Raw genomic sequence first — 23,190 nt, 5'->3', positions numbered from 1 at the left:
CGATGAGAACTGTCGTTTGGCAATCGTTGAGTGAAACTCAGCAAGATTCAATTTTAGAACGCCCGGCCATTACTGAAGGAGCCAATGTCACTGCTGCCGTGAGCGCCGTGATTGCGCAGGTGAAAGCGCAAGGTGACCAAGCTTTAATTGAGTTAACTGAAAAATTTGACCGCGTGAAACCGGATTCAATTCGCGTTTCAAGTGGTGAGATTGATGCGGCGTGCGAGCGTCTTTCTGACAAGATGAAACAAGCGCTTCAACAAGCTTATGAGAACATTACTAAGTTCCATAAAGCACAAAAGCTGCAACCGATCAAAGTGGAAACGCAGCCGGGAGTGGTGTGTGAACAAGTCACGCGTCCAATTAATACGGTGGGCTTGTACATTCCCGGAGGCAGTGCGCCTTTACCTTCTACCGTATTAATGTTGGGTGTTCCTGCACAAATTGCAGGGTGCCGTAAAGTGGTGCTTTGCTCACCGCCACCGATTGCGGACGAAATCCTCTACGTGGCCAAGCTGTGTAACATTGATGAGGTGTATAACATTGGTGGTGGTCAAGCGATTGCAGCAATGGCTTATGGGACTAAATCCGTTGCTAAAGTGGACAAAATCTTCGGCCCCGGTAATGCCTACGTGACAGAAGCAAAACGTCAAGTGAGCAATGACTTTCGCGGTGCAGCGATTGATATGCCAGCGGGTCCTTCGGAAGTGTTGGTGATTGCTGATGATACGGCTGATGCCGATTTCATCGCGGCTGATCTGCTTAGCCAAGCTGAGCACGGGCCTGATTCACAAGTTGTGTTAGTGACCCCTTCAGCGGTGATTGCCGATCAAGTAACAGATGCAGTGCAAAAGCAGCTAAAAAGCTTATCTCGCGCCGCCATTGCAGAAAAGGCCTTGGCTTCTAGTTTGATCATTATCGCTGACTCTTTGACCCAAGCGGTTTCTATCTCGAACTACTACGGCCCAGAGCACTTAATTGTGCAAACGCGGAACCCTCGTGAACTGTTGCCGTTACTTGATAACGCCGGCTCAATTTTCTTAGGTGATTGGTCACCAGAATCAGCCGGTGACTACGCTTCGGGTACCAACCACGTTTTGCCAACATACGGTTACACCCGTACTTATTCTAGCCTTGGTTTAGCTGATTTTAGTAAGCGCATGACGGTGCAAGAACTCAGCGCAGAGGGCTTACAAGGGTTAGCGCCAACCGTGGTCACAATGGCAGAAGCTGAAGGATTGGATGCACACAAACGTGCGGTCACCATTCGAGTCGAAAAATTGCAAAAGGCGAAAAAATAATGGAAAAACTGGCTCGTAAGCAAATTCAAGCACTAAAACCTTACTTATCGGCTCGCCGTATTGGCGGCAGTGGTGATGTGTGGCTCAATGCCAACGAATCGCCATTCAATAATGAGTACAAAACCGATTTTGTGCGTTTGAACCGTTACAGTGATTGCCAACCCAAAGCTATGATCGATGCGTATGCGGCTTATGCCAAGGTACAGCCAGAGCAGGTGTTGACCTCACGCGGTGCTGATGAAGGGATTGAACTTTTGATCCGCGCATTTTGTGAGCCCAATCAAGACGCTATTTTATACTGTCCGCCGACTTATGGTATGTACGCGATTAGCGCTGAAACGTTCGGTGTCGAGCGTAAAGTTGTGCCATTAACAGCGGATTGGCAGCTCGATCTGTCAGCCATTCGTGCCAATTTAGACAGCGTGAAGTTGATCTTCGTTTGTAGTCCTAATAATCCAACCGGCAATTTGGTTAAGCGCCAAGATATTATTGCTTTGCTGGAAATGACTAAAGACCGCGCTATTGTCGTGATGGATGAAGCCTACATTGATTTCTGTCCAGAAGCCTCAACCGTTGATTTATTAGCGCAATACTCGAATCTGGCGATTTTACGCACCTTATCCAAAGCGTTTGCGCTTGCAGGTTTGCGCTGCGGTTTTACCTTGGCCAGTAAAGAGCTGATTGATGTGCTGCAGAAGGTAATTGCACCTTATCCCGTGCCAATTCCGGTAGCAGACATTGCCGTGCAAGCGTTATCGGAAGCTGGGCTGGCTCGTACCAAATTCCAAGTGTTGGATCTCAATGCAAACCGTGCTTACTTACAAGCAGGGTTGTATATGGTGCCCCATTTAACTGTGTTTGAAGGGTGGGGAAACTATCTATTAGTGAAATTTCCCGATGGTGATTCATTGTTTAAAGCCGCTTGGGATCACGGCATTATTTTACGCAATTCTCCGATTGAAAATTGCGTGAGGATCAGTATCGGTAATCGTGAAGAGTGTGAAAAAACACTCGCTTTTATTCGCAATTATTATCAGTAATCGAGCACCATAAATAGCCCAAAATGAATAAGAGCCAGTCGTTTAAGTGACGTTACTGGCCAATAGAAAAGGATATTCCAGTGAGCAAACAGCAAAAAATTCTCTTTATTGATCGTGACGGAACCTTAATTGTTGAGCCTCCGGTCGATTTCCAAGTTGATCGTTTAGACAAACTGAAACTAGAGCCGTATGTGATCCCAAGCCTACTGGCTTTGCAGGCTGCGGGTTATCGGCTGGTGATGGTCACCAACCAAGATGGGCTAGGGACGGATAGCTATCCTCAAGCGGATTTCGATGCCCCTCATGCGATGATGATGGACATTTTTCAGTCCCAAGGAGTGCTCTTTGATGATGTGCTGATTTGCCCGCACTTTGAAAAAGATAATTGCTCTTGCCGCAAACCCAAACTGGGGATGGTTAAAGAGTATCTGCAAGGAGGCAAAGTCGATTTTCAGCAATCAGTGGTGATTGGCGATCGAATGACCGACCTGCAACTGGCTGAAAATATGGCGATCCGTGGTATTCAATATCATCCGAAAAGTATGGGATGGCGTGAAATAGTTAAAGACTTAACCGTGAAAGCGCGCAGCGCCGAAGTGGTAAGAACCACTAAAGAGACCGACATTAAAGTTGCGGTCAATTTGGATGAAACGGGTGGTAATCAAATTACAACGGGGTTAGGTTTTTTTGACCACATGCTTGAGCAAATCGCAACCCATGGTGGTTTTCAATTGAAGTTGAGCGTCAATGGTGATCTGCACATTGATGATCACCACACCATTGAAGATACCGCATTAGCACTCGGGCAAGCCTTAAAAGAGGCATTAGGCGATAAGCGTGGCATTGGTCGTTTTGGTTTTTCGTTGCCGATGGATGAGTGTTTAGCACAATGTGCACTCGATCTATCGGGTCGCCCTTATCTGAAATTTGAGGCCACCTTTACACGTGAGCAAGTGGGCGATCTCTCCACTGAAATGGTATATCACTTCTTCCGTTCATTAACCGACACTTTGGCCTGTACGCTACATCTCTCATCCAGTGGCGAGAATGATCACCATATTATTGAAAGTTTGTTTAAGGCTTTTGGCCGCACATTGCGTCAAGCCATTAAAGTGGAAGGCAATGAACTACCTAGCAGCAAAGGAGTACTGTAATGTCGTCAGTCCGCGAAGCGATGAGTGATCACAGCAGCCAGCCGCAAAAGGTCGTCATCATTGATACAGGCTGCGCTAATGTGTCTTCCGTGAAATTTGCCATCGAACGCTTGGGTTACCCAGTCACTATTTCAAAAGATCCTGATGTGGTGTTGACGGCAGATAAGCTGTTTTTACCCGGTGTCGGTACGGCAAGTGAGGCGATGAAAAATCTGCAACAGCGCGATTTAATCACCTTGGTGAAACAGGTTGAAAAGCCACTGCTCGGCATCTGCTTAGGCATGCAACTGTTAGGTCAGCTGTCAGAAGAAAAAGGACAGCAAGCTAACGATCAAGCTAATGACATTGTTGAATGCTTGGGGTTATGTGACGGCGAGGTTCGCCTGATGGATACAGGCGATTTACCACTGCCACATATGGGTTGGAATACGGTCAATGCCGAAAGAGGCCATCCTCTGTTTAAAGGCATTGAGCAAGGCGAATATTTCTATTTTGTCCATAGCTACGCCATGCCCGTCGGTGAATACACGATTGCCGAATGTGAATACGGCAAGCCTTTCACCGCGGCGCTGCAAAGCGGTAATTACTATGGTGTCCAATTTCACCCAGAGCGCTCATCCAAAGCCGGCTCGGCACTGATCAAGAACTTCTTGGAATTATAAAAGGGAATTAGCAATGATTATTCCAGCATTAGATTTAATTGATGGCCAAGTGGTTCGCTTATTTCAAGGCGATTATGGTCAAGTTACCGAATACAAAGTGGACCCTGCAGAGCAGTTTCGCCTCTATCATCAGGCTGGAGCTAACTGGTTGCACCTTGTCGATTTAACGGGTGCAAAAGATACCTCAGCCCGACAGCTTGATCTGATTGCCAAACTGCTTGCCAGTACCCCTGCCAATATTCAAATTGGTGGCGGTGTGCGTAGTGAGCAAGATGTGGTGGATTTATTAAATGCGGGTGCGCAGCGCGTGGTTGTCGGTTCTACGGCCGTAAAACAGCCTGAATTAGTCAAAGGATGGATGGAAAAGTATGGCGCAGAAAAAATTGTGCTAGCGCTAGACATCAACATTGATCAAGACGGCACACGTAAAGTGGCCATTTCAGGTTGGCAAGAAGATTCAGGTGTAACGATAGAAGCCTTGATTGATGATTACCTAACGGTTGGTTTGACGCACGTATTGTGCACTGATATTTCCCGCGATGGCACACTAGCCGGTTCTAACGTTGAATTGTATATCGATTTATGCAAACAGTACCCACAAGTACAGTTTCAATCCTCAGGTGGTATCGGTAGCTTAGCGGACATCAAAGCCTTAACAGGCAGTGGCGTCGCAGGCGTGATTGTCGGTCGTGCCTTATTAGATGGTAAGTTCACCGCTCAGGAGGCATTCGAATGTTGGCAAAACGCATAATTCCTTGTTTGGATGTCCGCGATGGACAAGTAGTGAAAGGGGTGCAGTTTCGCAATCACGAAATCATTGGTGATATCGTACCGCTTGCAAAACGCTACGCCGAAGAGGGTGCGGATGAGTTGGTATTTTATGACATTACCGCGTCGAGTGATGGCCGAGTGGTGGATAAAAGTTGGGTTGCGCGTGTCGCGGCAGTGATTGATATTCCATTTTGCGTCGCGGGCGGTATTAAATCTGCCGAAGATGCTGCACGAATTTTAGAATTTGGTGCAGATAAAGTCTCCATTAACTCTCCAGCACTCGCTAACCCACAGTTGATTACTGACTTGGCGGATAAATTTGGCGTGCAATGTATTGTGGTCGGCATTGACTCTTACTTCGATCAAGAAACGGGTCAGTATCAGGTCTATCAATTTACTGGCGATGAGACGCGCACCAAAGCAACACAGTGGCAAACTTGCGATTGGGTACAAGAGGTACAAAAACGTGGTGCGGGTGAAATCGTATTGAATATGATGAACCAAGACGGCGTGCGTAATGGTTATGATCTACAGCAACTCCAGAAGGTACGTGCTGTGTGTCGCGTGCCACTTATCGCTTCTGGCGGGGCGGGAACGATGGAGCACTTTGCGCAAGCTTACCAACAAGCTCATGTCGATGGCGCGTTGGCGGCATCGGTTTTTCACAAGCAGATCATCAATATCGGCGAATTAAAACAATATTTACAAGCAGAAGGTGTAGAGGTAAGACGATGAGTTTTCAAGTATCGAGTGCGGTTGCACTTTCTGAGCGTATTGATTGGAACAAAGTTGATGGCCTTGTTCCGGCGATAGTGCAAGATTTTCAATCAAGTCAAGTGCTTATGATGGGTTACATGAACCAAGATGCGTTGCAAAAAACCGCGCAAACAGGCCAAGTGACGTTCTTTTCTCGCAGCAAACAGCGGCTTTGGACCAAAGGAGAGACCTCTGGTCATGTGTTACAGTTAAAAAACATGGCGCTCGATTGTGATAACGACACTTTATTGGTCAAAGTGAATCCCATTGGGCCAACGTGCCATACTGGAACCACAACCTGTTGGGATAACGATGCACAAGAAGAGTCTCAAATGGTGTGGCTTCATCAGCTTGAGCAGCTATTGGCTGCCCGCAAGAGTGCCGACCCTGATTCCTCTTACACCGCTAGCCTTTATGCCCGTGGAACAAAGCGTATTTCGCAGAAAGTGGGCGAAGAGGGCGTTGAAGTTGCACTTGCGGCGACGTCGGGCGATAAGGCGGAGTTAGTGTGTGAGTCTGCTGATTTGATTTATCACTTATTGGTGCTATTGCAAGACCAAGGATTGGCGTTGAGTGATGTGATTGATAAGCTTAAAGAACGCCATAAATAAACACAGTGAAGCCTCTTAAATAAAGAGGCTTCCGTTTTTTGAGAGCGGTGTTAGAGGGTAATTTCTTTCCACTCACCGGGTTGTAGATCGCCTAAAACAATGTCGCCCATCGCGTAGCGCACTAAGCGCAGTGTTGGAAAGCCAATATGCGCTGTCATACGTCGTACTTGCCGGTTTTTACCTTCAGTAATGGTAATCGCAAGCCATGTGGTTGGGATTTGTGCGCGAAAACGAACCGGTGGATTACGTTCCCACAAGGTAGGCGGTTGCAAAATCTCAACCTTGGCAGGCAGCGTCATGCCATCTTTTAGCTCTACACCTTGGCGCAATTTATCTAAATCGTTTTGAGCGGGTTCTCCTTCTACTTGAACCCAATACGTTTTTGGTAATTTTGACTGCGGCTGCGTTAGTCTTGCTTGCAAGATGCCGTCATTGGTGAGCACCATCAAACCTTCGCTGTCTCTGTCCAAGCGACCTGCGGCATACACCTCTTTTACGGGAATAAAATCAGCGAGAGTTTTGCGCCCATCACCATCAGTAAACTGGCTTAGTGTATCAAAAGGCTTATTAAAGATGATGACTTTTCGATCAGCAAGTGATATTCGTTTTTTTACCTCTTCTGCAGATGAAGAGGAGCGGGCGGTTGAACGCTGATGTGGATCGCGCCGTTTAAAATGAGAAGAGCCAGAGGGTTTTGATACTGATGAAGAATCACGACGCAAGCGGGATGACATGTTAACTACCTTGCAAAAATGTAAATGAAGTGTGTTTGAAAGTTTTCTGAACTTTGGATTTAAGCTATGATTTGCGCGCCCAGAAACAGGATTGACGCACAAGATAATAGACTATTATCCTAGTTTTGTTTAATTATACTCAACCCATGCTATTTGGATTCAGTATCAATAAAGGGTTTGGGTGTATACGTATTTTCACTCAATGACTAAAATCGGATAACGCTCAACGACATTCGATTCAGTTTTTGAAAGAGTGACGCTATCGTGTTCAAGTCGCGAGGATGCTAACCCACTTGACACGGACAATCACACAGCGCTGTTTCATCCAATGGTGCTGCTAGAACAAATAGGGAAATTTTTCATGCCTACAGAAAAACCTACAATTATTTATACCATCACAGACGAAGCACCAGCACTGGCCACTTATTCTTTATTGCCGATTATCCAATCCTTTACCGCCTCGTCAGGCATTAGCGTTGAAACCCGCGATATTTCACTGGCTGCGCGTATCCTTGCCAGCTTCCCAGAACATTTAAAAGAAAATCAACGTGTAAGTGATGCGCTTGCCGAATTAGGTGAACTGGCGACCAAACCAGAAGCGAATATTATTAAACTGCCTAACGTTTCTGCATCGGTTCCACAATTGAAAGCCGCGATTAAAGAGTTGCAGGAAAAAGGTTACGACCTACCAAATTATCCTGAAGAACCAAGTACCTACGAAGAAGAAGCGATTAAAGCGACTTACGATAAAATCAAAGGTAGTGCGGTTAACCCTGTGTTGCGTGAAGGAAACTCCGATCGCCGCGCACCATTATCAGTCAAGAATTATGCGAAGAAAAACCCACATTCAATGGGCGCATGGTCACCGCAATCCCGTTCACATGTTGCCAGCATGCAAGACAAAGATTTCTATGGAACAGAAAAGTCAGTCACCATTGAAGGTGACACTAAGGTCAAAATTGAGTTTGTCGGCCATGATGGCTCGACTAAAGTCTTAAAGAAAGAGTTTGCGCTGCTTGATAAAGAAATTATCGATGCTTCAGTTCTAAGCAAAAAAGCGTTAGTTGAGTTTTTCGAGCAACAAATCGCAGCAGCGAAACAGCAAGATGTGCTGCTTTCCTTGCACATGAAAGCAACCATGATGAAAGTGTCTGACCCAGTCATTTTCGGCCATGCCGTTAAAGTGTACTACAAAGACGTATTTGCGAAGTATGGCGCGTTGTTTGATTCATTAGGTGTTGATGTCAACAATGGCCTAGGCGATGTTTACGCGAAAATACAAGCATTACCACAAGCACAGAAAGAAGAAATTGAAGCCGCGATTCAAGCGGTTTATAACACGCAGCCACCGCTTGCTATGGTCGATTCTGACCGAGGTATTACTAACCTACATGTCCCAAGCGATATCATTGTTGATGCGTCAATGCCAGCAATGCTGCGCGCTTCTGGTCAAATGTGGGGGCCAGATGGCAAGCAACAAGACACCAAAGCACTGATCCCCGATCGCTGCTACGCTGGCGTTTATCAAGCGGTGATTGATTTTTGTAAAAAGCACGGCGCATTTGATCCCACCACGATGGGCAGTGTGCCAAACGTGGGCCTTATGGCGCAAAAAGCTGAAGAATATGGATCGCACGATAAAACCTTTATCCTCGATGCTGCGGGTTCGGTACGTGTTGTGGATACCTCCGGCAAAGTATTGCTAGAGCAAGCTGTTGAAGCTGGTGATATTTTCCGCATGTGCCAAGTGAAAGATGCACCGATCCAAGATTGGGTGAAACTGGCCGTGACTCGTGCCAGAGCTACTGGCGTTCCTGCGATTTTCTGGTTAGACGATCAGCGTGCGCATGACCGTGAATTGATCAAAAAAGTCAACGTCTACCTTGCTGATCATGATACGGCTGGCTTAGATATTCAGATCCTATCACCCGTTGAAGCGACTCTGTTCACACTTGAGCGTCTCAAAGCGGGTAAAGATACCATCTCAGTTACGGGTAACGTACTGCGTGATTACCTCACGGATCTATTCCCCATTCTTGAGCTCGGTACTTCGGCTAAAATGTTGTCGATTGTTCCCTTGATGAATGGCGGTGGCTTGTTTGAAACAGGTGCTGGTGGCTCTGCGCCAAAACACGTTCAGCAGGTTGAGAAAGAAAACCACTTGCGTTGGGATTCGTTAGGCGAATTTTTGGCGCTGGCGGCGTCTTTGGAACATTTGAGTGTTGTCACTGGAAATGCGAAAGCGAAAGTACTAGCCGATGCGCTTGATAAAGCCACAGGTAAGTTCCTTGATCTCAATAAATCACCATCGCGCAGAGTTGGTGAGCTTGATAACCGTGGCAGTCACTACTATCTTGCAACCTATTGGGCTGAGGCCTTAGCAGAGCAGACGGCGGATGCTGATTTAGCGGCGGAATTCGCACCGATTGCGAAGCAGCTACAAGAAAATGAACAGGTTATCGTCTCTGAGCTGAATCAGGCACAAGGTACTCCGGGTGATTTGGGTGGTTACTATGCGCCAGTGTTTGAAAAAGCATCAGCACTAATGCGTCCAAGCCAAACCTTGAACGCGATCATTGGCGCTTAACCTTCAGTTATTCACCTCTAAGCAATAAAAAAACCCGCCAGTTCGGCGGGTTTTTCATCAAATACACGTTTGGCAGCGATTATTTTGCAAGTTGACCTTCGATTGGAACAACAGCGCTAGCGTGATAACCTTTCGGCCCCTGTTCAATTTCGTAGGAAACTTGTTGGCCCGCTTTGAGTGTGCGGTAGCCTTCCATTTGAATGGTTGAATAGTGAGCAAAAATATCGGTATCCTCACCTTCTGGACAAATAAACCCAAATCCTTTGGCGTTGTTAAACCATTTTACTGTACCTGTAGCCATGCTTTACATCCCTCATTGCATTTTAGTTACTGATGTTGTTATCGAGAAACTTATCCTAAAAACGTTACCCGAATGTGAATATCAATTCAGCCGCTGCCAAATTTTTAGTCACTAATTGACCAATGTAGTCAATGATTCGGCGCAGTCAATAGGCAAAAGGTATGATACTCGACATATTTGCAAATAAATCACTTTTAAGGTTTACATTGTTGTAACGATTAAATAGGGCGTTAAGAATGAAATAGTTAAAGAAAGCAGTTGCTTTTGTTTTCTTTTTAATCAACTACGCCGTTGATAGTTCGGAATAGCAATGTTTTATTTGCAGCGATACAATTGCTGCATTAGTCTCTAAGTAAGGGTTGTTTTTCAACTGTGTCGGTAGCACTAATAACATTAATAGATTCGAACGACACAATGGTTACTGAGAGGCACACGGTTCCACTAGGTAGAGAAGCACTCTAAATACGGTCATCATGAGTAAACATTTTGAATGGGTGACTCCAGACTCAGATCTTCTGGAGAAAGAGAAGACAGCAATTAAACCACCAGCGATGTACAACGTAGTTCTTAATAACGATGACTACACGCCGATGGAGTTTGTGATTGAAATCCTTGAGCGATTCTTCTCGATGGATATCGACAAAGCAACACAGATAATGCTCAAGGTGCATTATGAAGGGAAAGCAATTTGTGGCACGTTCAGTGCTGAGATTGCAGAGACCAAAGTAGCTCAAGTTACTTTGTACTCAAGGGAAAATGAGCATCCACTGCTTTGTACTATGGAGCAAGCGTAGTCGCTTGCTGGAGCAACAAAGTGGTTCCTTAAGGAGGTACTTATGCTTAATAAAGAACTAGAGTCGAGTCTAAACGGCGCGTTCGCTCGAGCGCGAGACAAAAGACATGAATTCATGACCGTCGAGCACCTCCTACTTGCGTTATTAGAAAATGATGCAGCCAGAGAGGCCTTATTAGCCTGCCAAGCGGATTTGGATGCCTTACGCCAAGAGCTTGATATTTTTATTGATCAAACCACACCTCTTATTCCTGAAAGTGACGAAACACGTGAAACGCAACCTACATTGAGTTTTCAACGTGTGCTGCAACGTGCTGTATTTCATGTGCAATCCTCTGGCCGCAATGAAGTCACAGGGGCGAATGTACTGGTTGCAATCTTTAGTGAGCAGGAGTCACACGCGGCTTACCTACTGAAAAAAAATGACATCAGTCGCTTAGATATCGTCAACTACATTTCGCACGGCATCACTAAAGCTTCCAGCGCAAGTGATAATTCAGCCTCTTCCGACTCTTTTAGCAGCGAATCAGCTGATGAAGTCAGTTCTGATGAACGTTTGGAAAGCTTTGCCAGCAACCTCAACCAATTGGCAAAGCAAGGGTTGATTGATCCGCTAATTGGGCGTGATAAAGAGCTAGAACGAACCATTCAAGTGTTGTGTCGTCGCCGTAAAAATAATCCGCTGTTAGTGGGAGAAGCGGGAGTCGGTAAAACGGCGATTGCCGAAGGGCTGGCGTGGCGTATTGTGGAAGGCCAAGTGCCTGAAATCATTCAAAATAGCGTTATTTATTCACTGGATATTGGCTCATTGCTCGCTGGAACTAAGTATCGTGGCGATTTTGAAAAGCGTTTTAAAACCATTTTGAAACAGCTTGAAAAAGAGCAGGACGCGATCCTATTTATTGATGAAATTCATACCATCATCGGTGCGGGTGCCGCTTCTGGTGGTCAGGTGGATGCGGCTAACTTAATCAAACCTCTGCTTAGCAGCGGTAAATTGCGCTGCATCGGCTCAACGACTTATCAAGAGTACAACAACATCTTTGAAAAAGAGCGCGCGCTGGCTCGTCGTTTTCAAAAAATCGATGTGGTCGAGCCATCGTTGGATGACACCACTAAAATACTTATGGGTCTGAAAACAAAATACGAGGCGCACCATGATGTACGTTACACCAATAAAGCGTTACGTGCGGCCGTAGAGCTTTCTGCAAAATACATCAATGAACGTCATTTGCCAGATAAAGCGATTGATGTGATTGATGAAGCGGGAGCACGTTCAAGGTTGGCACCAGCAAGTCGCCGCAAGAAAACCGTTGGAGTGGCCGATATTGAAGCTATGGTTGCTAAAATGGCGCGTATTCCAGAAAAATCGGTCTCTTCTTCCGATAAAGATATTTTGCAGCACCTTGATAGAAAAATGAAAATGTTGGTATTTGGACAAGATGACGCTATCGATGTATTGAGTGAGGCGATCAAACTCTCACGCGCTGGCTTAGGTGCTGACAATAAACCGGTGGGCTCATTCTTGTTTGCAGGGCCAACAGGCGTGGGTAAAACAGAAGTGACAGTGCAGTTATCGAAGCTACTTGGCATTGAGCTGCTGCGTTTTGATATGTCTGAGTATGGTGAACGCCACTCAGTGAGTCGTTTAATTGGTGCTCCTCCTGGTTATGTTGGGTATGACCAAGGTGGCTTGCTAACTGATGCTGTGATTAAACATCCACATTCAGTGGTGCTACTTGATGAGATTGAGAAAGCGCACCCTGATATTTTCAACTTGCTACTTCAAGTCATGGATAACGGCACTTTAACGGATAACAATGGACGAAAAGCAGATTTCCGTAACATCATTTTGGTGATGACAACCAACGCAGGTGTTGCAGAGACAGTGAAAAAATCGATTGGTCTTATCCAACAAGACAATAGTTTTGATGCGATGTCAGAGATTAAGAAAGTATTCACACCCGAATTTCGTAACCGTTTAGATAACATCATCTGGTTTAATCGTTTGGATGAGCGTGTAATCCATCAAGTGGTTGATAAGTTTATTGTTGAACTACAAGCTCAACTCGATGCGAGAGGTGTATCGTTAGAGGTTTCTGAGGATGCTCGTCATTGGCTTGCTGTGAAAGGCTACGATATTGAGATGGGCGCTCGTCCGATGGGCCGCGTGATTCAGGATAAGCTGAAAAAGCCATTAGCGAATGAGTTGTTGTTTGGCTCGTTGGTCGATGGTGGCACAGTGAAAGTGGATTTAGATGGCGAAGAGCTTAAGTTTAAGTATATTGGTTCTCGTGAAGAAGCGGTTCACTAATCGGTAATCCCGATGCTTATCACCTAATAACAAAAGCACGCTGAGGCGTGCTTTGTTCTATGCATTGCATTTAATCCAGTTCTATAAGCAACAAAAAACGGAGCATTTAGCTCCGTTTTTTGTTGCGTTCGAAAATCAGAGATTAACGAGCACGGAAGACGATGCGGCCTTTAGTTAGGTCGTATGGAGTCATCTCTACAGTTACTTTGTCACCAGTAAGAATACGAATGTAGTTCTTACGCATTTTACCAGAGATGTGAGCTGTTACTACGTGGCCGTTTTCTAGCTCAACACGGAACATTGTGTTTGGAAGAGTATCAAGGACAGTGCCTTGCATCTCAATTACGTCTTCTTTAGCCATTTAATCCTCTTTAGAAACTTGGCGATTTTTAACGGACGCATTCTGCCGCTAAAAGATAAATATGTAAAGTTGGGGCGTATTCTACCCTTGCCAACGTTGATTTACTAGCTTTTGATGGCGCTCAAAGCGTACTTTGTAGTTCATTGCTGGGCATTCATCAATTTGATAACCCAAATATAACCATTGTTTCTGTGTGGCTTGGCAATATTGCAGTTGAAATAAAACGCCAAGTGTCCCGAGTGACAGATCTGACTCTGGATCATAAAAGGTATAAAAGGCACTGGCACTGTTTTGTAAAATATCCGTCACCGCAATCGCGACCAGCTGTCCATTTTGATAAATATGCAGGTATTGAGTATCTAGCCAACGACAAGCGGAAAAGGTTTCAAACTCCTGCTCGTTGGGAGGATACATGCTGCCCTCTTTATGTCGCGCTTCAATATAGCGGGCATAGAGTGCAAACCAACCCGAATCCATGGTCGGTTTCAGCTGCCACTGAAAAGCGTGTGCCTTTTTGAGTAACCGCTTTTGGCTGGTTGATAGCTTGACTTGGTCAACAAAAACACGCAATGCTTGGCAGGAGTTGCAATTGTCACAGTGAGGTTTGTAAATGGTATCCCCACTGCGTCGAAAACCATTTGCGAGTAGAATTTCATAATTCTCAGGCGATTGCATGGCGGAGTCTAAAGTCACAGCGACACGTTCTTGCCTATCTTTTAAATAGCTACAAGGGTGGTTATTGGTTAAACCGATGCGTATTTGCTGTAAATCTGAGCTCATGGTTATCCTTCATTAGGCAAGGTGATCCACTGGGGTGTAAAGCAGCGCTCATCGACAGAGCTATCTCTAAAAGATAGCAAGGATTTGAGAAAATCGTCGCGCTCTAATTCGAAAGCTCCCAATGATGCCAGATGCGGATTCATCACCTGACAATCAATCAACTGTCCACCGTGTGATTGAAAATGCTGGCAAAAATACCAAAGCGCAATTTTTGATGCATTGGCTTTGATACTAAACATCGACTCACCGCAAAACATTTGGCCCATTTGTATGCCATAGAGCCCGCCGATCAATTTATCTTCCTGCCACACCTCAACCGAATGACAACGGCCAGAAGCCGCAAGGGCGAGGTAGGCGCTGCGCATCTCTTCATTTAGCCAAGTTTGATCTGCGGGTCTTACGTTGGCGCAACTTGTAATTACCTCTTTAGTTGCATGGTTAAGGCTTATTTTATATTGATGTTTTCGCTGGAATTTTTTAACGCTTTTAGCTGGAGAAAAAGTTTGTGGGTTAAACACAGCTCGTGGAGCGGGGCTCCACCAAAGAATAGGCTCTTGTGGGCCATACCAAGGAAAAATTCCGTGTCGATAAGCATTATAAATACGTTCTGGTTGTAAATCTCCACCAAACGCGAGCAGTCCATTTGGCTCTTCTAGCGCCTCATCAGCGGAAGGAAAAGAGAAATCATCAAGCGCAAGTTGAGGAAGGTAAATAGTCATGTTCGATCCGATCTGGGTTAACCATCAAGATAAGGCCACGGAATGAGGATAGTAGGGATTTTTCAATAGTTTGCCAATCATTACTATCAGGCCATATTTGTACTGGAGTTCGCTTTTATTTTTAGATAGGCTGCAAGTACGAAGAATTTTCATTTTCCCAGAGCAAACAGGAGCTCTTTGGAAGATGCAAGGAAACACAACTCGAATGGAAAGCCTCACGTTACAACCAATAAAAAAAATTAATGGGCAAGTCAATTTACCCGGTTCCAAAAGTGTCTCAAACCGAGCGCTACTGCTTGCCGCTCTGGCAAGTGGTACGACTAAGCTAACGAACTTGTTAGACAGTGACGACATTCGCCACATGCTCAACGCACTAGAAAAACTTGGTGTGGAGTATCGTTTGTCAGACGACAAAACGGTGTGTGAGATAAAAGGTTTGGGTCGGCCTTTTAGCATCGAGCAATCCGTTGAGCTGTTTTTAGGTAATGCAGGGACGGCAATGCGTCCACTTGCGGCAGCATTAGTTCTTGGACAGGGTGAATTCATTTTGACTGGTGAGCCGAGGATGAAAGAGCGTCCAATCGGTCATCTCGTTACGGCGTTACGTGAAGCGGGCGCTGATATTGAGTACCTTGAAAACGAAGACTTCCCGCCGTTAAAAATTACGGCAACCGGCCTTAAAGCTGGAACCGTGGCGATTGACGGTTCAATCTCGAGTCAATTTTTGACCGCCTTTTTAATGGCTGCGCCACTGTCTGATGGTGAAATGACGATCAACATCGTCGGTGACTTAGTCTCAAAGCCCTACATTGACATCACGTTACACATCATGGCGCAGTTTGGTGTAAAAGTGATCAACCATAACTACACTCAATTTGTGATCCCAGCTGGGCAATCGTATGTTTCTCCTGGGCAGTTTTTGGTGGAAGGAGATGCATCCTCTGCTTCTTACTTCCTCGCGGCGGCGGCTATCAAAGGTGGCGAAGTAAAAGTTACTGGTATTGGTAAAAACAGTATCCAAGGAGATATTCAATTTGCCGATGCGCTAGAAAAAATGGGCGCAGTCATCGAATGGGGGAATGATTATGTCATCGCTCGTCGTGGAGAGCTTAATGCGGTTGATCTCGATTTTAATCACATTCCTGATGCGGCTATGACCATTGCGACGACCGCATTATTTGCCAAAGGCACCACAGCCATTCGCAACGTATATAATTGGCGTGTTAAAGAAACCGATCGTTTAGCCGCAATGGCGACGGAGCTGCGTAAAGTGGGTGCAGAGGTTGAGGAAGGGGATGATTACATTATCATTACACCACCAACGTCATTACAGCATGCGGCAATCGACACTTATGACGATCATCGAATGGCGATGTGTTTTTCGCTGGTTGCACTGAGCGATACCGCAGTGACGATTAATGATCCTAAATGTACTTCGAAAACGTTTCCTGATTATTTTGAACAGCTTGCGCAACTAAGCCACTAGGCATTGAGCGTTTAAACCCAATAATGAAAAGCCTCGAATGAGGCTTTTTTTCATCAAGAATTACGATTGAACGAGAGTAAATTGCTTTGATAAATGCAAGGCAAGGTACTTGAACATGTTAAATACCGCAGTGGTATTAGGTGTTGGCAGCCCCTTGTCGTCTAAAAAGTAGTTGCCTTTAAAAACTAATACATCCTCTTTTTCTTCAACGCTATCGGCGCGCATGCCAACGATATAAGCGTCATGTTCTTGAATGATTTGGTTTGCAATAAGTAACAAATCAAATTCAGTAATAGATTGTTTTTCGCTCATCTTTTACGGTCCTATGAGTAGATGTGCGAGGATAGTGCCGTAAAAGGGTAGGTAATTTCAATGATTTCAAATAGAATTCGGCGCAAAATTCGATGGAGTGGATTCTCAAGCTTTGACCAAAGAGAGAAGTCACGTCTAAGCTTAGTCAAGAAAGCCGATTTTTTATGCAATGAGAATGTGTGACTTACGGCATATTTCATTGGATTTATTTCGCGAACTGATAATACTCACTTTAGTATGAGCGCCAAAGCACGTTTAGTAGAGTGCTGCAGCAATGAAAGTCAAGCTCACAAGCGCCACAGGACTCGATTTTAAACTTTTCAATTTAGGTTGGAAGGCTGGCGGAGAATAGGCCACTGAGCTCTGGTTGCATTTTGACCAATTATTGAGTGGTTGAATTTTATTTTTAAAAAACATGTTGATCTTCTTGTTAACTGGCTCGATAGTAAAAAAAGAAGCAATAATTTAGAACGTCATGCGATTTACTTTCGCGTAATGATTAAGGGCATTTGAGTCAATTATGGGTAAATCACTCGTTATAGTGGAATCGCCAGCCAAGGCTAAAACGATCAATAAATATCTTGGTAAAGATTTTATTGTTAAGTCGAGCGTAGGGCATGTTCGTGATCTTCCAACCGCAGGTCAAAGTACCGCTAAAAAAGCAACGCCTAGTTCTTCTTCAAAGAACCTTAGCGCTGAAGAGAAAGCACGCTTGAAAAGCGAGAAAGACCGCAGTTCGTTAATTAAGAAGATGGGCATCGACCCTTATCACGGCTGGGAAGCGAATTACCAAATTTTGCCGGGTAAAGAAAAAGTAGTGGCGGAATTGCAAAAGCTTGCCAAAGATGCCGACTGCATTTATCTCGCAACCGATTTGGACCGCGAAGGAGAGGCCATCGCTTGGCACCTTCGTGAGATCATCGGTGGCGATGAACAGCGATACAAACGAGTTGTATTTAACGAAATTACTAAAAATGCAATCCAACAAGCCTTCCAAACACCGGGTGAATTGAATATCGACGGTGTAAACGCCCAACAAGCGCGTCGTTTCATGGACCGTGTGGTGGGTTTTATGGTCTCTCCATTACTTTGGAAAAAAGTGGCGCGTGGCTTGTCTGCGGGTCGCGTCCAATCGGTGGCGGTGAAATTACTTGTTGAGCGTGAGCGTGAAATTAACGCGTTTGTCCCTGAAGAGTTCTGGGATATCCATGCTGATACGAAAACGCAAGATAAAACGGATTTCCGTCTGTTGGTTGCGCAAAAAAATGATGTAGCGTTTAAACCTGTCAACGAAGCGGAAGCTAAATCAGCGGTTTCGATTTTAGAAAAAGCTTCTTACGAAGTGTGTAAACGTGAAGACCGCCCAACCAGCAGTAAACCTTCCGCTCCTTTTATCACCTCGACGTTACAGCAAGCAGCCAGTACTCGCTTGGGTTACGGAGTGAAGAAAACGATGATGCTAGCTCAGCGCTTGTATGAGGCAGGTTACATCACTTATATGCGTACCGATTCAACCAACTTAAGTGCTGAAGCGGTTGAAGCGGTTCGCAGCTATATTGGTAGTGAGTTTGGACAAGCCTACTTACCTGAGAATCCGTTAGCTTATGGAAGTAAGCAGGGCGCTCAAGAAGCGCACGAAGCGATTCGTCCATCCAGTGTGGATGTTAAAGCCGATGATTTACAAGGTATGGAAGCGGATGCTCATAAGCTATACGCGCTAATCTGGAATCAGTTTGTTGCTTGCCAAATGACGCCAGCTCAATACGATTCGACCACTGTGAGCGTGAAAGCGGCAGAATTTACCCTTAAGGCGAAAGGTCGCATCCTTAAATTTGATGGTTGGACACGAGTTCAACGTCCAATGGGTAAGAATGAAGACCAAATTTTACCTCCAGTGAAAGTGGGCGAAACGTTGTTATTGCAAACGTTAGATCCAAAACAACATTTCACTAAGCCACCGGCACGTTATACGGAAGCTGCGTTGGTAAAAGAGCTTGAAAAGCGTGGTATAGGCCGACCATCGACGTATGCTTCTATCATCTCTACCATTCAAGATCGCGGCTATGTGAAAGTGGATCAGCGACGTTTTTATGCTGAGAAAATGGGTGAAATCGTCACCGATCGTCTGGATGACAGTTTCAATGACTTGATGAACTATGACTTCACCGCGCGAATGGAAGAAAAGCTGGACCAAATTGCAGCAGGATCTGCAAATTGGAAAGGAGTCTTGGACGATTTCTTTAAAGATTTCACTGCAGATTTAGAAACGGCTGAACTGGATGAAGAACAAGGTGGTATGAAACCCAACCACATCGTGATGACCGACATTCAATGTCCGACATGTTCACGTCCAATGGGAATTCGTACAGCCTCTACAGGGGTGTTCCTCGGTTGTTCTGGTTATGCACTGCCGCCTAAAGAGCGTTGTAAAACCACCATTAACCTAGGTGACGAAGAAGGCGTCATCAATGTCTTGGAAGAAGATGTTGAAACGGCTGCACTGCGCGCTAAAAAGCGTTGTCCTATCTGTGAAACGGCGATGGATGCGTATCTAATCGATGACACACGTAAAATGCATGTGTGCGGGAACAATCCGAACTGCGAAGGTTACGTTGTAGAATTCGGTGAGTTTAAAGTTAAAGGCTATGATGGCCCAGTTGTCGAGTGTGACAAGTGTGGGTCAAACATGGTACTGAAAAATGGCCGTTTTGGTAAGTACATGGATTGCACCAGCGATGACTGTAAAAATACGCGTAAGATCTTAAGAAGCGGCGAAGTTGCTCCACCAAAAGAAGATCCTATCCATTTCCCTGAATTGCCTTGTGAAAACTCGGATGCGTATTTTGTACTGCGTGATGGCGCTTCAGGCCTGTTTCTTGCGGCGAGCAATTTCCCGAAATCTCGCGAGACACGTGCGCCATTGGTTGAAGAATTGGCTCGTTTTAAAGAGCGCCTAGCACCAAAGTATCAATACTTAGCGGATGCGCCTACACATGATCCTGATGGTGTGGCGGCGGTTGTACGCTTTAGTCGTAAGTCAAAAGAACACTATGTACGCACTGAGATAGATGGTAAACCCTCAGGTTGGACGGCGTTGTACGATAATGGGCGGTGGGAAATTACCGATAAGCGTAAAAACGCTAAAAAATAGCCTTTAATGTGATCAATGCGAAAAGGTAGCCTTCGGGCTACTTTTTTTTTGGCTGGAGTTTGAGCAAGTTCAACTATTCATACTATTCATGGAAAATGTGTCGCCAATATTTTGACATTCCATGTGTAAGGCAGTATTGATTAACTATCCGTGAGCGGGCGGAGTGTCTGATGTTCAGAGTCTTGTACACAGGAGATAGCCCTATTGCACCAGCATGTTGTGAATTGTTCAGTCGGTTCAACAACTAAAATGGAGCTATTTGGTGTAATTAATATTTATGTCTTTAACCTAGTAAACATAGCGTCATAAATTCGTTGTATTTTTAATAAAAAGAGAGTGTATATAAAATTAAGAATGCATCAATAAAGTGAATAAAAATGATTAGTTAATACATTGTTATGTTTATATGTTACACCGAGCTGTAAATGTGAGCTAGGTTAGGAGTTAGCAAACTAAAGGGTTCAGACAAGTCAGAACAGCGTATTTAAAATTGTATTATTTCTTTAATTCGATAACGTATAAACAACCAATTGCATTTAGGGTGGTGAGGGAGTTTCATACAGCCCACTGCAAGTGGCCAATAAGGATAGCATCCATACATCCCCTGTAAATTAAGGTATGGAATGCAAATATAAGAATGAAATAAGGAGAATTAAAATGGCTGGTGTTTTAGGAATGATCCTTGCTGGTGGCGAAGGCTCGCGCTTGATGCCTTTAACGGAATCTCGTAGTAAACCTGCAGTGCCATTTGGTGGCAGTTATCGTTTAATCGATTTTGCTTTGAATAATTTTGTAAACGCGGATTTGATGCGTATCTACGTGCTTACACAATTTAAATCACAATCGTTGTATTTACATATGAAGAAAGGCTGGAACCTTTCGGGCATCACTGATCGGTTTATCGATTCAATCCCCGCACAGATGCGTGATGGCAAGCGCTGGTACGAAGGTACTGCGGATGCTATCTACCAGAATATTCGTTTTATTGAACTCTCTACCCCCGACCAAGTATGTATTTTTGGCTCTGATCATATCTATAAAATGGATATCCGCCAGATGCTCGATTTCCATAAACGTGTAGACGCAAAACTGACCGTTTCTGCGCTGAGAATGCCGCTGAAAGAAGCGTCTCAGTTTGGTGTGATTGAAGTTGATGAAGCCGGAAAAATGGTCGGTTTTGAAGAAAAACCTTGCAACCCTAAAGCGATCCCTGGGCACCCAGACCTTGCACTTGTTTCTATGGGTAACTACATATTCGATACAGATAAACTCTGTGCAGAACTGCGTCGTGATGCTGAAGATAATCACTCCAGCCATGATTTTGGCAAAGATATTATTCCTAAACTTTTCCCAGAAGGGGAGGTTTATGTCTATGATTTTTCAACCAATAAAATCAAAGGCGAAAAAGACACAACTTACTGGCGTGATGTTGGTACGATTGAGGCCTACTGGGCAGCGCACATGGATCTATTAGAGCATGATGCCGATTTCTCGTTGTATAACCGTAGCTGGCCTCTCCACACTTATTATCCACCGTTGCCACCTGCAACCTTTGTTGATTCACACGATCGTAAAGTACAGATCACCGACAGCTTGATCTCCGGCGGAAGCTACATTCAAGGTGCGAAAATTTATAAATCGGTACTAGGCTACCGCAGTAACATCGGAGCCAACACTTTAGTGAGTGAATCCGTGATCCTCGGTGATGTTAAAATTGGTGAAGGATGTACAATTAAGCGTACGATTATTGATAAAAATGTCGAAATAGCACCAGGTACTATCATTGGTGAAGATTTAGAACTCGATAGACAACGTTTCCATGTTTCTGATGAGGGCATCGTTGTTATCGCAAAAGGAACAAAAGTTGGATTCTAGAATGGAAAAAATCGATGTTTGGTTTACCGTTTCAGAAGCTCAAGGTTTGATCAAAAGTGGTGGTTTGGCCGATGTGGCCAAAGCACTGCCTAAAGCACTGCAAGAGTTAGGTCATCAGGTAGCTATTGTGCTACCTGCTTATCGTTCTATATTGGGCATTTCAGATGCTCCTGTTGTGCTAGAAACTGAGCTTACCCATTGGCCTCATACTGCATATCTGGTCCGCCAGATGGAGCTAGATGGAGTGGCCGTGTACTTAATTGAATGTGAACAATATTTTGGCCGAGCACAAATGTATGGTGAAAATAACCAAGCGTACGCTGATAATGGTGAGCGTTTTGGTTTCTTTTCAGCAGCTAGCCTAGATGTTTTACCTAAGCTCGGTAAAAAACCACAGATTATCCATGCAAATGATTGGCATACAGGGTTGGTTCCATTTTTGTTGAAAACGCGTTACCAGCATGACGCTTATTTTTCTGATATGAAAAGCGTATTGACCGTTCACAACGCGATTTTTAAAGGTATTTTTTCTTATCATCAATTAGAGATCATCCCAGAATTGAACTTATCTGGCATGGAATTTTTACGCTACGGACACGATCACGTCAGTATGCTAAGAGCAGGGATTGCCTTTGCTGACAAAATCAATGCCGTTAGCCCTAATTATGCTTCCGAGCTGCTAACACCGCTTGGCTCTCATGGGTTGGTAGATGATTTTGTTCACCGAGCTAGAGATTTGCACGGTATCGTTAATGGGTGTGATTATAGCGAGTGGGATCCACAAAACGATGAATTTCTTCCTCTTGGCTACTGTGATGAAGCTGAATCACTTCAAGCGGGCAAACGGGCGAGTAAGCGCATGTTGCAAGAGGAGCTGCAATTACCTCAGCGTGACTTGCCTTTGTTTGGGATGGTTTGTCGACTCACCCACCAAAAAGGTTTCCACTACATTTTACCTATACTAGAGTCGTTCTTACGCAATGATGCTCAGCTCATTATTGTTGGCACAGGAGAGCCTGAAGTTGCTGTTCAGCTACATAAAATGGCGGCGAAGCATGCTGATAAATTTGCGTTTGTTGAAGCTTATAGCAATCGTTTTGCACATTTGGTTGAAGCCGGTTCTGATTTCTTCTTAATGCCTTCAGAATTTGAAGCTTGCGGTTTGAATCAGATCTACAGCATGGCTTATGGCACGCTGCCCATCGTTCGTGAAGTTGGTGGTTTAAAAGACACCGTGCGTGATTATGATAAGTTTCCTGAAGAAGCGACCGGCTTTGGTTTTCATGATCCTTCTCCAGAAGCACTGCTTATTGCAATGCAGCGAGCGATGCTGTTTTATCTTCAACATCCCGAAACTATGTTGGAGGTTCAGCAGAGGGCGATGCGACAAAACTTTAGCTGGCAGGATTCAGCGAAAGAGTACATCAAGATGTATCATCTCGCGTTTCATGACTGATGTTTTTATAACAAGTAAGGCGCTTT

At 44.8% G+C, this 23,190-nt stretch carries 20 protein-coding genes; 14 read left to right on the top strand and 6 right to left on the bottom strand.

Annotated features, from left to right (window positions below; translation table 11 throughout):
• Nucleotides 1-2 precede the first annotated feature (2 nt).
• From hisD to hisIE, 7 genes are all read left to right on the top strand, one after another.
• The gene (hisD, locus tag DD616_RS12490) at nt 3-1,301 is read left to right on the top strand and encodes a histidinol dehydrogenase (protein ID WP_094500218.1); all 1,299 of its coding nucleotides are present in this window, start codon (nt 3-5) and stop codon (nt 1,299-1,301) included.
• On the top strand, nt 1,301-2,341 hold the full coding sequence (gene hisC, locus DD616_RS12485) for a histidinol-phosphate transaminase (protein ID WP_208871744.1): 1,041 nt from the start codon (nt 1,301-1,303) through the stop codon (nt 2,339-2,341). The genes hisD and hisC overlap by 1 nt, the downstream gene beginning before the upstream one ends.
• Before the next feature lie 80 nt (nt 2,342-2,421).
• Nucleotides 2,422-3,495, top strand: a complete 1,074-nt coding sequence (gene hisB / locus DD616_RS12480; protein WP_208871743.1) for a bifunctional histidinol-phosphatase/imidazoleglycerol-phosphate dehydratase HisB — start codon at nt 2,422-2,424, stop codon at nt 3,493-3,495.
• A complete protein-coding gene (gene hisH, locus DD616_RS12475; protein WP_017044648.1) occupies nt 3,495-4,157 on the top strand; it encodes an imidazole glycerol phosphate synthase subunit HisH in 663 nt (220 codons plus the stop codon). Before hisB ends, hisH begins: the two co-directional genes overlap by 1 nt.
• Nucleotides 4,158-4,170: 13 nt before the next feature.
• Nucleotides 4,171-4,908 carry a 1-(5-phosphoribosyl)-5-[(5-phosphoribosylamino)methylideneamino]imidazole-4-carboxamide isomerase gene (gene hisA, locus DD616_RS12470; protein WP_013857092.1) on the top strand — a complete coding sequence of 246 codons (738 nt, stop codon included), beginning with the start codon at nt 4,171-4,173 and terminating at the stop codon, nt 4,906-4,908.
• On the top strand, nt 4,890-5,663 hold the full coding sequence (gene hisF, locus DD616_RS12465) for an imidazole glycerol phosphate synthase subunit HisF (RefSeq protein ID WP_017044649.1): 774 nt from the start codon (nt 4,890-4,892) through the stop codon (nt 5,661-5,663). The genes hisA and hisF overlap by 19 nt, the downstream gene beginning before the upstream one ends.
• Entirely contained in the window at nt 5,660-6,295 is a 636-nt protein-coding gene (gene hisIE / locus DD616_RS12460; protein WP_017043909.1) for a bifunctional phosphoribosyl-AMP cyclohydrolase/phosphoribosyl-ATP diphosphatase HisIE, read from the top strand. Before hisF ends, hisIE begins: the two co-directional genes overlap by 4 nt.
• 50 nt (nt 6,296-6,345) lie before the next feature.
• Here the strand turns inward: hisIE and DD616_RS12455 are convergent, their stop codons facing one another.
• Nucleotides 6,346-7,029, bottom strand: a complete 684-nt coding sequence (locus DD616_RS12455; protein ID WP_208871742.1) for a pseudouridine synthase — start codon at nt 7,027-7,029, stop codon at nt 6,346-6,348.
• A gap of 361 nt (nt 7,030-7,390) precedes the next feature.
• On the opposite strand from DD616_RS12455, the gene DD616_RS12450 reads away from it, so the two are divergent.
• A complete protein-coding gene (locus DD616_RS12450) occupies nt 7,391-9,616 on the top strand; it encodes an NADP-dependent isocitrate dehydrogenase (protein ID WP_026028830.1) in 2,226 nt (741 codons plus the stop codon).
• A gap of 79 nt (nt 9,617-9,695) precedes the next feature.
• Here DD616_RS12450 and cspD read toward each other — a convergent pair whose 3' ends face one another.
• Entirely contained in the window at nt 9,696-9,917 is a 222-nt protein-coding gene (gene cspD, locus DD616_RS12445) for a cold shock domain-containing protein CspD (RefSeq protein ID WP_013857087.1), read from the bottom strand.
• Nucleotides 9,918-10,390: 473 nt separating this feature from the next.
• On the opposite strand from cspD, the gene clpS reads away from it, so the two are divergent.
• Together clpS and clpA are read left to right on the top strand one after the other, a co-directional pair.
• Nucleotides 10,391-10,711: an ATP-dependent Clp protease adapter ClpS gene (gene clpS / locus DD616_RS12440; RefSeq protein WP_010319243.1), complete on the top strand. Its 321-nt coding sequence runs from the start codon at nt 10,391-10,393 to the stop codon at nt 10,709-10,711.
• A 42-nt stretch (nt 10,712-10,753) separates the two neighbouring features.
• Nucleotides 10,754-13,024, top strand: a complete 2,271-nt coding sequence (gene clpA, locus DD616_RS12435) for an ATP-dependent Clp protease ATP-binding subunit ClpA (protein ID WP_013857086.1) — start codon at nt 10,754-10,756, stop codon at nt 13,022-13,024.
• Nucleotides 13,025-13,166: 142 nt separating this feature from the next.
• Here the strand turns inward: clpA and infA are convergent, their stop codons facing one another.
• From infA to aat, 3 genes are all read right to left on the bottom strand, one after another.
• Nucleotides 13,167-13,385, bottom strand: a complete 219-nt coding sequence (gene infA / locus DD616_RS12430; RefSeq protein ID WP_006075347.1) for a translation initiation factor IF-1 — start codon at nt 13,383-13,385, stop codon at nt 13,167-13,169.
• A gap of 81 nt (nt 13,386-13,466) precedes the next feature.
• Complete coding sequence (locus tag DD616_RS12425; RefSeq protein ID WP_013857085.1) at nt 13,467-14,165, bottom strand: arginyltransferase; 699 nt, start codon at nt 14,163-14,165, stop codon at nt 13,467-13,469.
• 2 nt (nt 14,166-14,167) lie between these two features.
• The gene (gene aat, locus DD616_RS12420; protein WP_013857084.1) at nt 14,168-14,884 is read right to left on the bottom strand and encodes a leucyl/phenylalanyl-tRNA--protein transferase; all 717 of its coding nucleotides are present in this window, start codon (nt 14,882-14,884) and stop codon (nt 14,168-14,170) included.
• Between the two features lie 205 nt (nt 14,885-15,089).
• On the opposite strand from aat, the gene aroA reads away from it, so the two are divergent.
• Complete coding sequence (gene aroA, locus DD616_RS12415; RefSeq protein ID WP_029189739.1) at nt 15,090-16,370, top strand: 3-phosphoshikimate 1-carboxyvinyltransferase; 1,281 nt, start codon at nt 15,090-15,092, stop codon at nt 16,368-16,370.
• A 60-nt stretch (nt 16,371-16,430) separates the two neighbouring features.
• Here aroA and DD616_RS12410 read toward each other — a convergent pair whose 3' ends face one another.
• Nucleotides 16,431-16,682, bottom strand: coding sequence for a YciN family protein (locus DD616_RS12410; RefSeq protein ID WP_013857082.1), 252 nt, complete (start codon nt 16,680-16,682; stop codon nt 16,431-16,433).
• 520 nt (nt 16,683-17,202) lie between these two features.
• On the opposite strand from DD616_RS12410, the gene topA reads away from it, so the two are divergent.
• The 3 genes from topA to glgA all read left to right on the top strand — a co-directional run bounded on the left by topA (nt 17,203) and on the right by glgA (nt 23,164).
• Nucleotides 17,203-19,833, top strand: a complete 2,631-nt coding sequence (topA, locus tag DD616_RS12405) for a type I DNA topoisomerase (RefSeq protein WP_170889136.1) — start codon at nt 17,203-17,205, stop codon at nt 19,831-19,833.
• A 657-nt stretch (nt 19,834-20,490) separates the two neighbouring features.
• On the top strand, nt 20,491-21,708 hold the full coding sequence (glgC, locus tag DD616_RS12400) for a glucose-1-phosphate adenylyltransferase (protein WP_013857078.1): 1,218 nt from the start codon (nt 20,491-20,493) through the stop codon (nt 21,706-21,708).
• 1 nt (nt 21,709) lies between these two features.
• Nucleotides 21,710-23,164, top strand: coding sequence for a glycogen synthase GlgA (glgA, locus tag DD616_RS12395; RefSeq protein WP_094147381.1), 1,455 nt, complete (start codon nt 21,710-21,712; stop codon nt 23,162-23,164).
• Nucleotides 23,165-23,190 lie beyond the last annotated feature (26 nt).

Origin of the sequence: Vibrio anguillarum (genome assembly GCF_003390515.1) — a bacterium.
Taxonomy (GTDB): Bacteria; Pseudomonadota; Gammaproteobacteria; order Enterobacterales; family Vibrionaceae; genus Vibrio; species Vibrio anguillarum.
This window is presented reverse-complemented; position numbering and strand designations above follow the sequence as displayed.

Coding starts and splice junctions, on each gene's coding strand:
- hisD (WP_094500218.1), top strand. CDS start 3: ATGAGAACTGTCGTTTGGCAATCGTTGAGTGAAACTCAGCAAGATTCA.
- hisC (WP_208871744.1), top strand. CDS start 1,301: ATGGAAAAACTGGCTCGTAAGCAAATTCAAGCACTAAAACCTTACTTA.
- hisH (WP_017044648.1), top strand. CDS start 3,495: ATGTCGTCAGTCCGCGAAGCGATGAGTGATCACAGCAGCCAGCCGCAA.
- hisA (WP_013857092.1), top strand. CDS start 4,171: ATGATTATTCCAGCATTAGATTTAATTGATGGCCAAGTGGTTCGCTTA.
- hisF (WP_017044649.1), top strand. CDS start 4,890: ATGTTGGCAAAACGCATAATTCCTTGTTTGGATGTCCGCGATGGACAA.
- hisIE (WP_017043909.1), top strand. CDS start 5,660: ATGAGTTTTCAAGTATCGAGTGCGGTTGCACTTTCTGAGCGTATTGAT.
- DD616_RS12455 (WP_208871742.1), bottom strand. CDS start 7,029: ATGTCATCCCGCTTGCGTCGTGATTCTTCATCAGTATCAAAACCCTCT.
- DD616_RS12450 (WP_026028830.1), top strand. CDS start 7,391: ATGCCTACAGAAAAACCTACAATTATTTATACCATCACAGACGAAGCA.
- cspD (WP_013857087.1), bottom strand. CDS start 9,917: ATGGCTACAGGTACAGTAAAATGGTTTAACAACGCCAAAGGATTTGGG.
- clpS (WP_010319243.1), top strand. CDS start 10,391: ATGAGTAAACATTTTGAATGGGTGACTCCAGACTCAGATCTTCTGGAG.
- clpA (WP_013857086.1), top strand. CDS start 10,754: ATGCTTAATAAAGAACTAGAGTCGAGTCTAAACGGCGCGTTCGCTCGA.
- infA (WP_006075347.1), bottom strand. CDS start 13,385: ATGGCTAAAGAAGACGTAATTGAGATGCAAGGCACTGTCCTTGATACT.
- DD616_RS12425 (WP_013857085.1), bottom strand. CDS start 14,165: ATGAGCTCAGATTTACAGCAAATACGCATCGGTTTAACCAATAACCAC.
- aat (WP_013857084.1), bottom strand. CDS start 14,884: ATGACTATTTACCTTCCTCAACTTGCGCTTGATGATTTCTCTTTTCCT.
- aroA (WP_029189739.1), top strand. CDS start 15,090: ATGGAAAGCCTCACGTTACAACCAATAAAAAAAATTAATGGGCAAGTC.
- DD616_RS12410 (WP_013857082.1), bottom strand. CDS start 16,682: ATGAGCGAAAAACAATCTATTACTGAATTTGATTTGTTACTTATTGCA.
- topA (WP_170889136.1), top strand. CDS start 17,203: ATGGGTAAATCACTCGTTATAGTGGAATCGCCAGCCAAGGCTAAAACG.
- glgC (WP_013857078.1), top strand. CDS start 20,491: ATGGCTGGTGTTTTAGGAATGATCCTTGCTGGTGGCGAAGGCTCGCGC.
- glgA (WP_094147381.1), top strand. CDS start 21,710: ATGGAAAAAATCGATGTTTGGTTTACCGTTTCAGAAGCTCAAGGTTTG.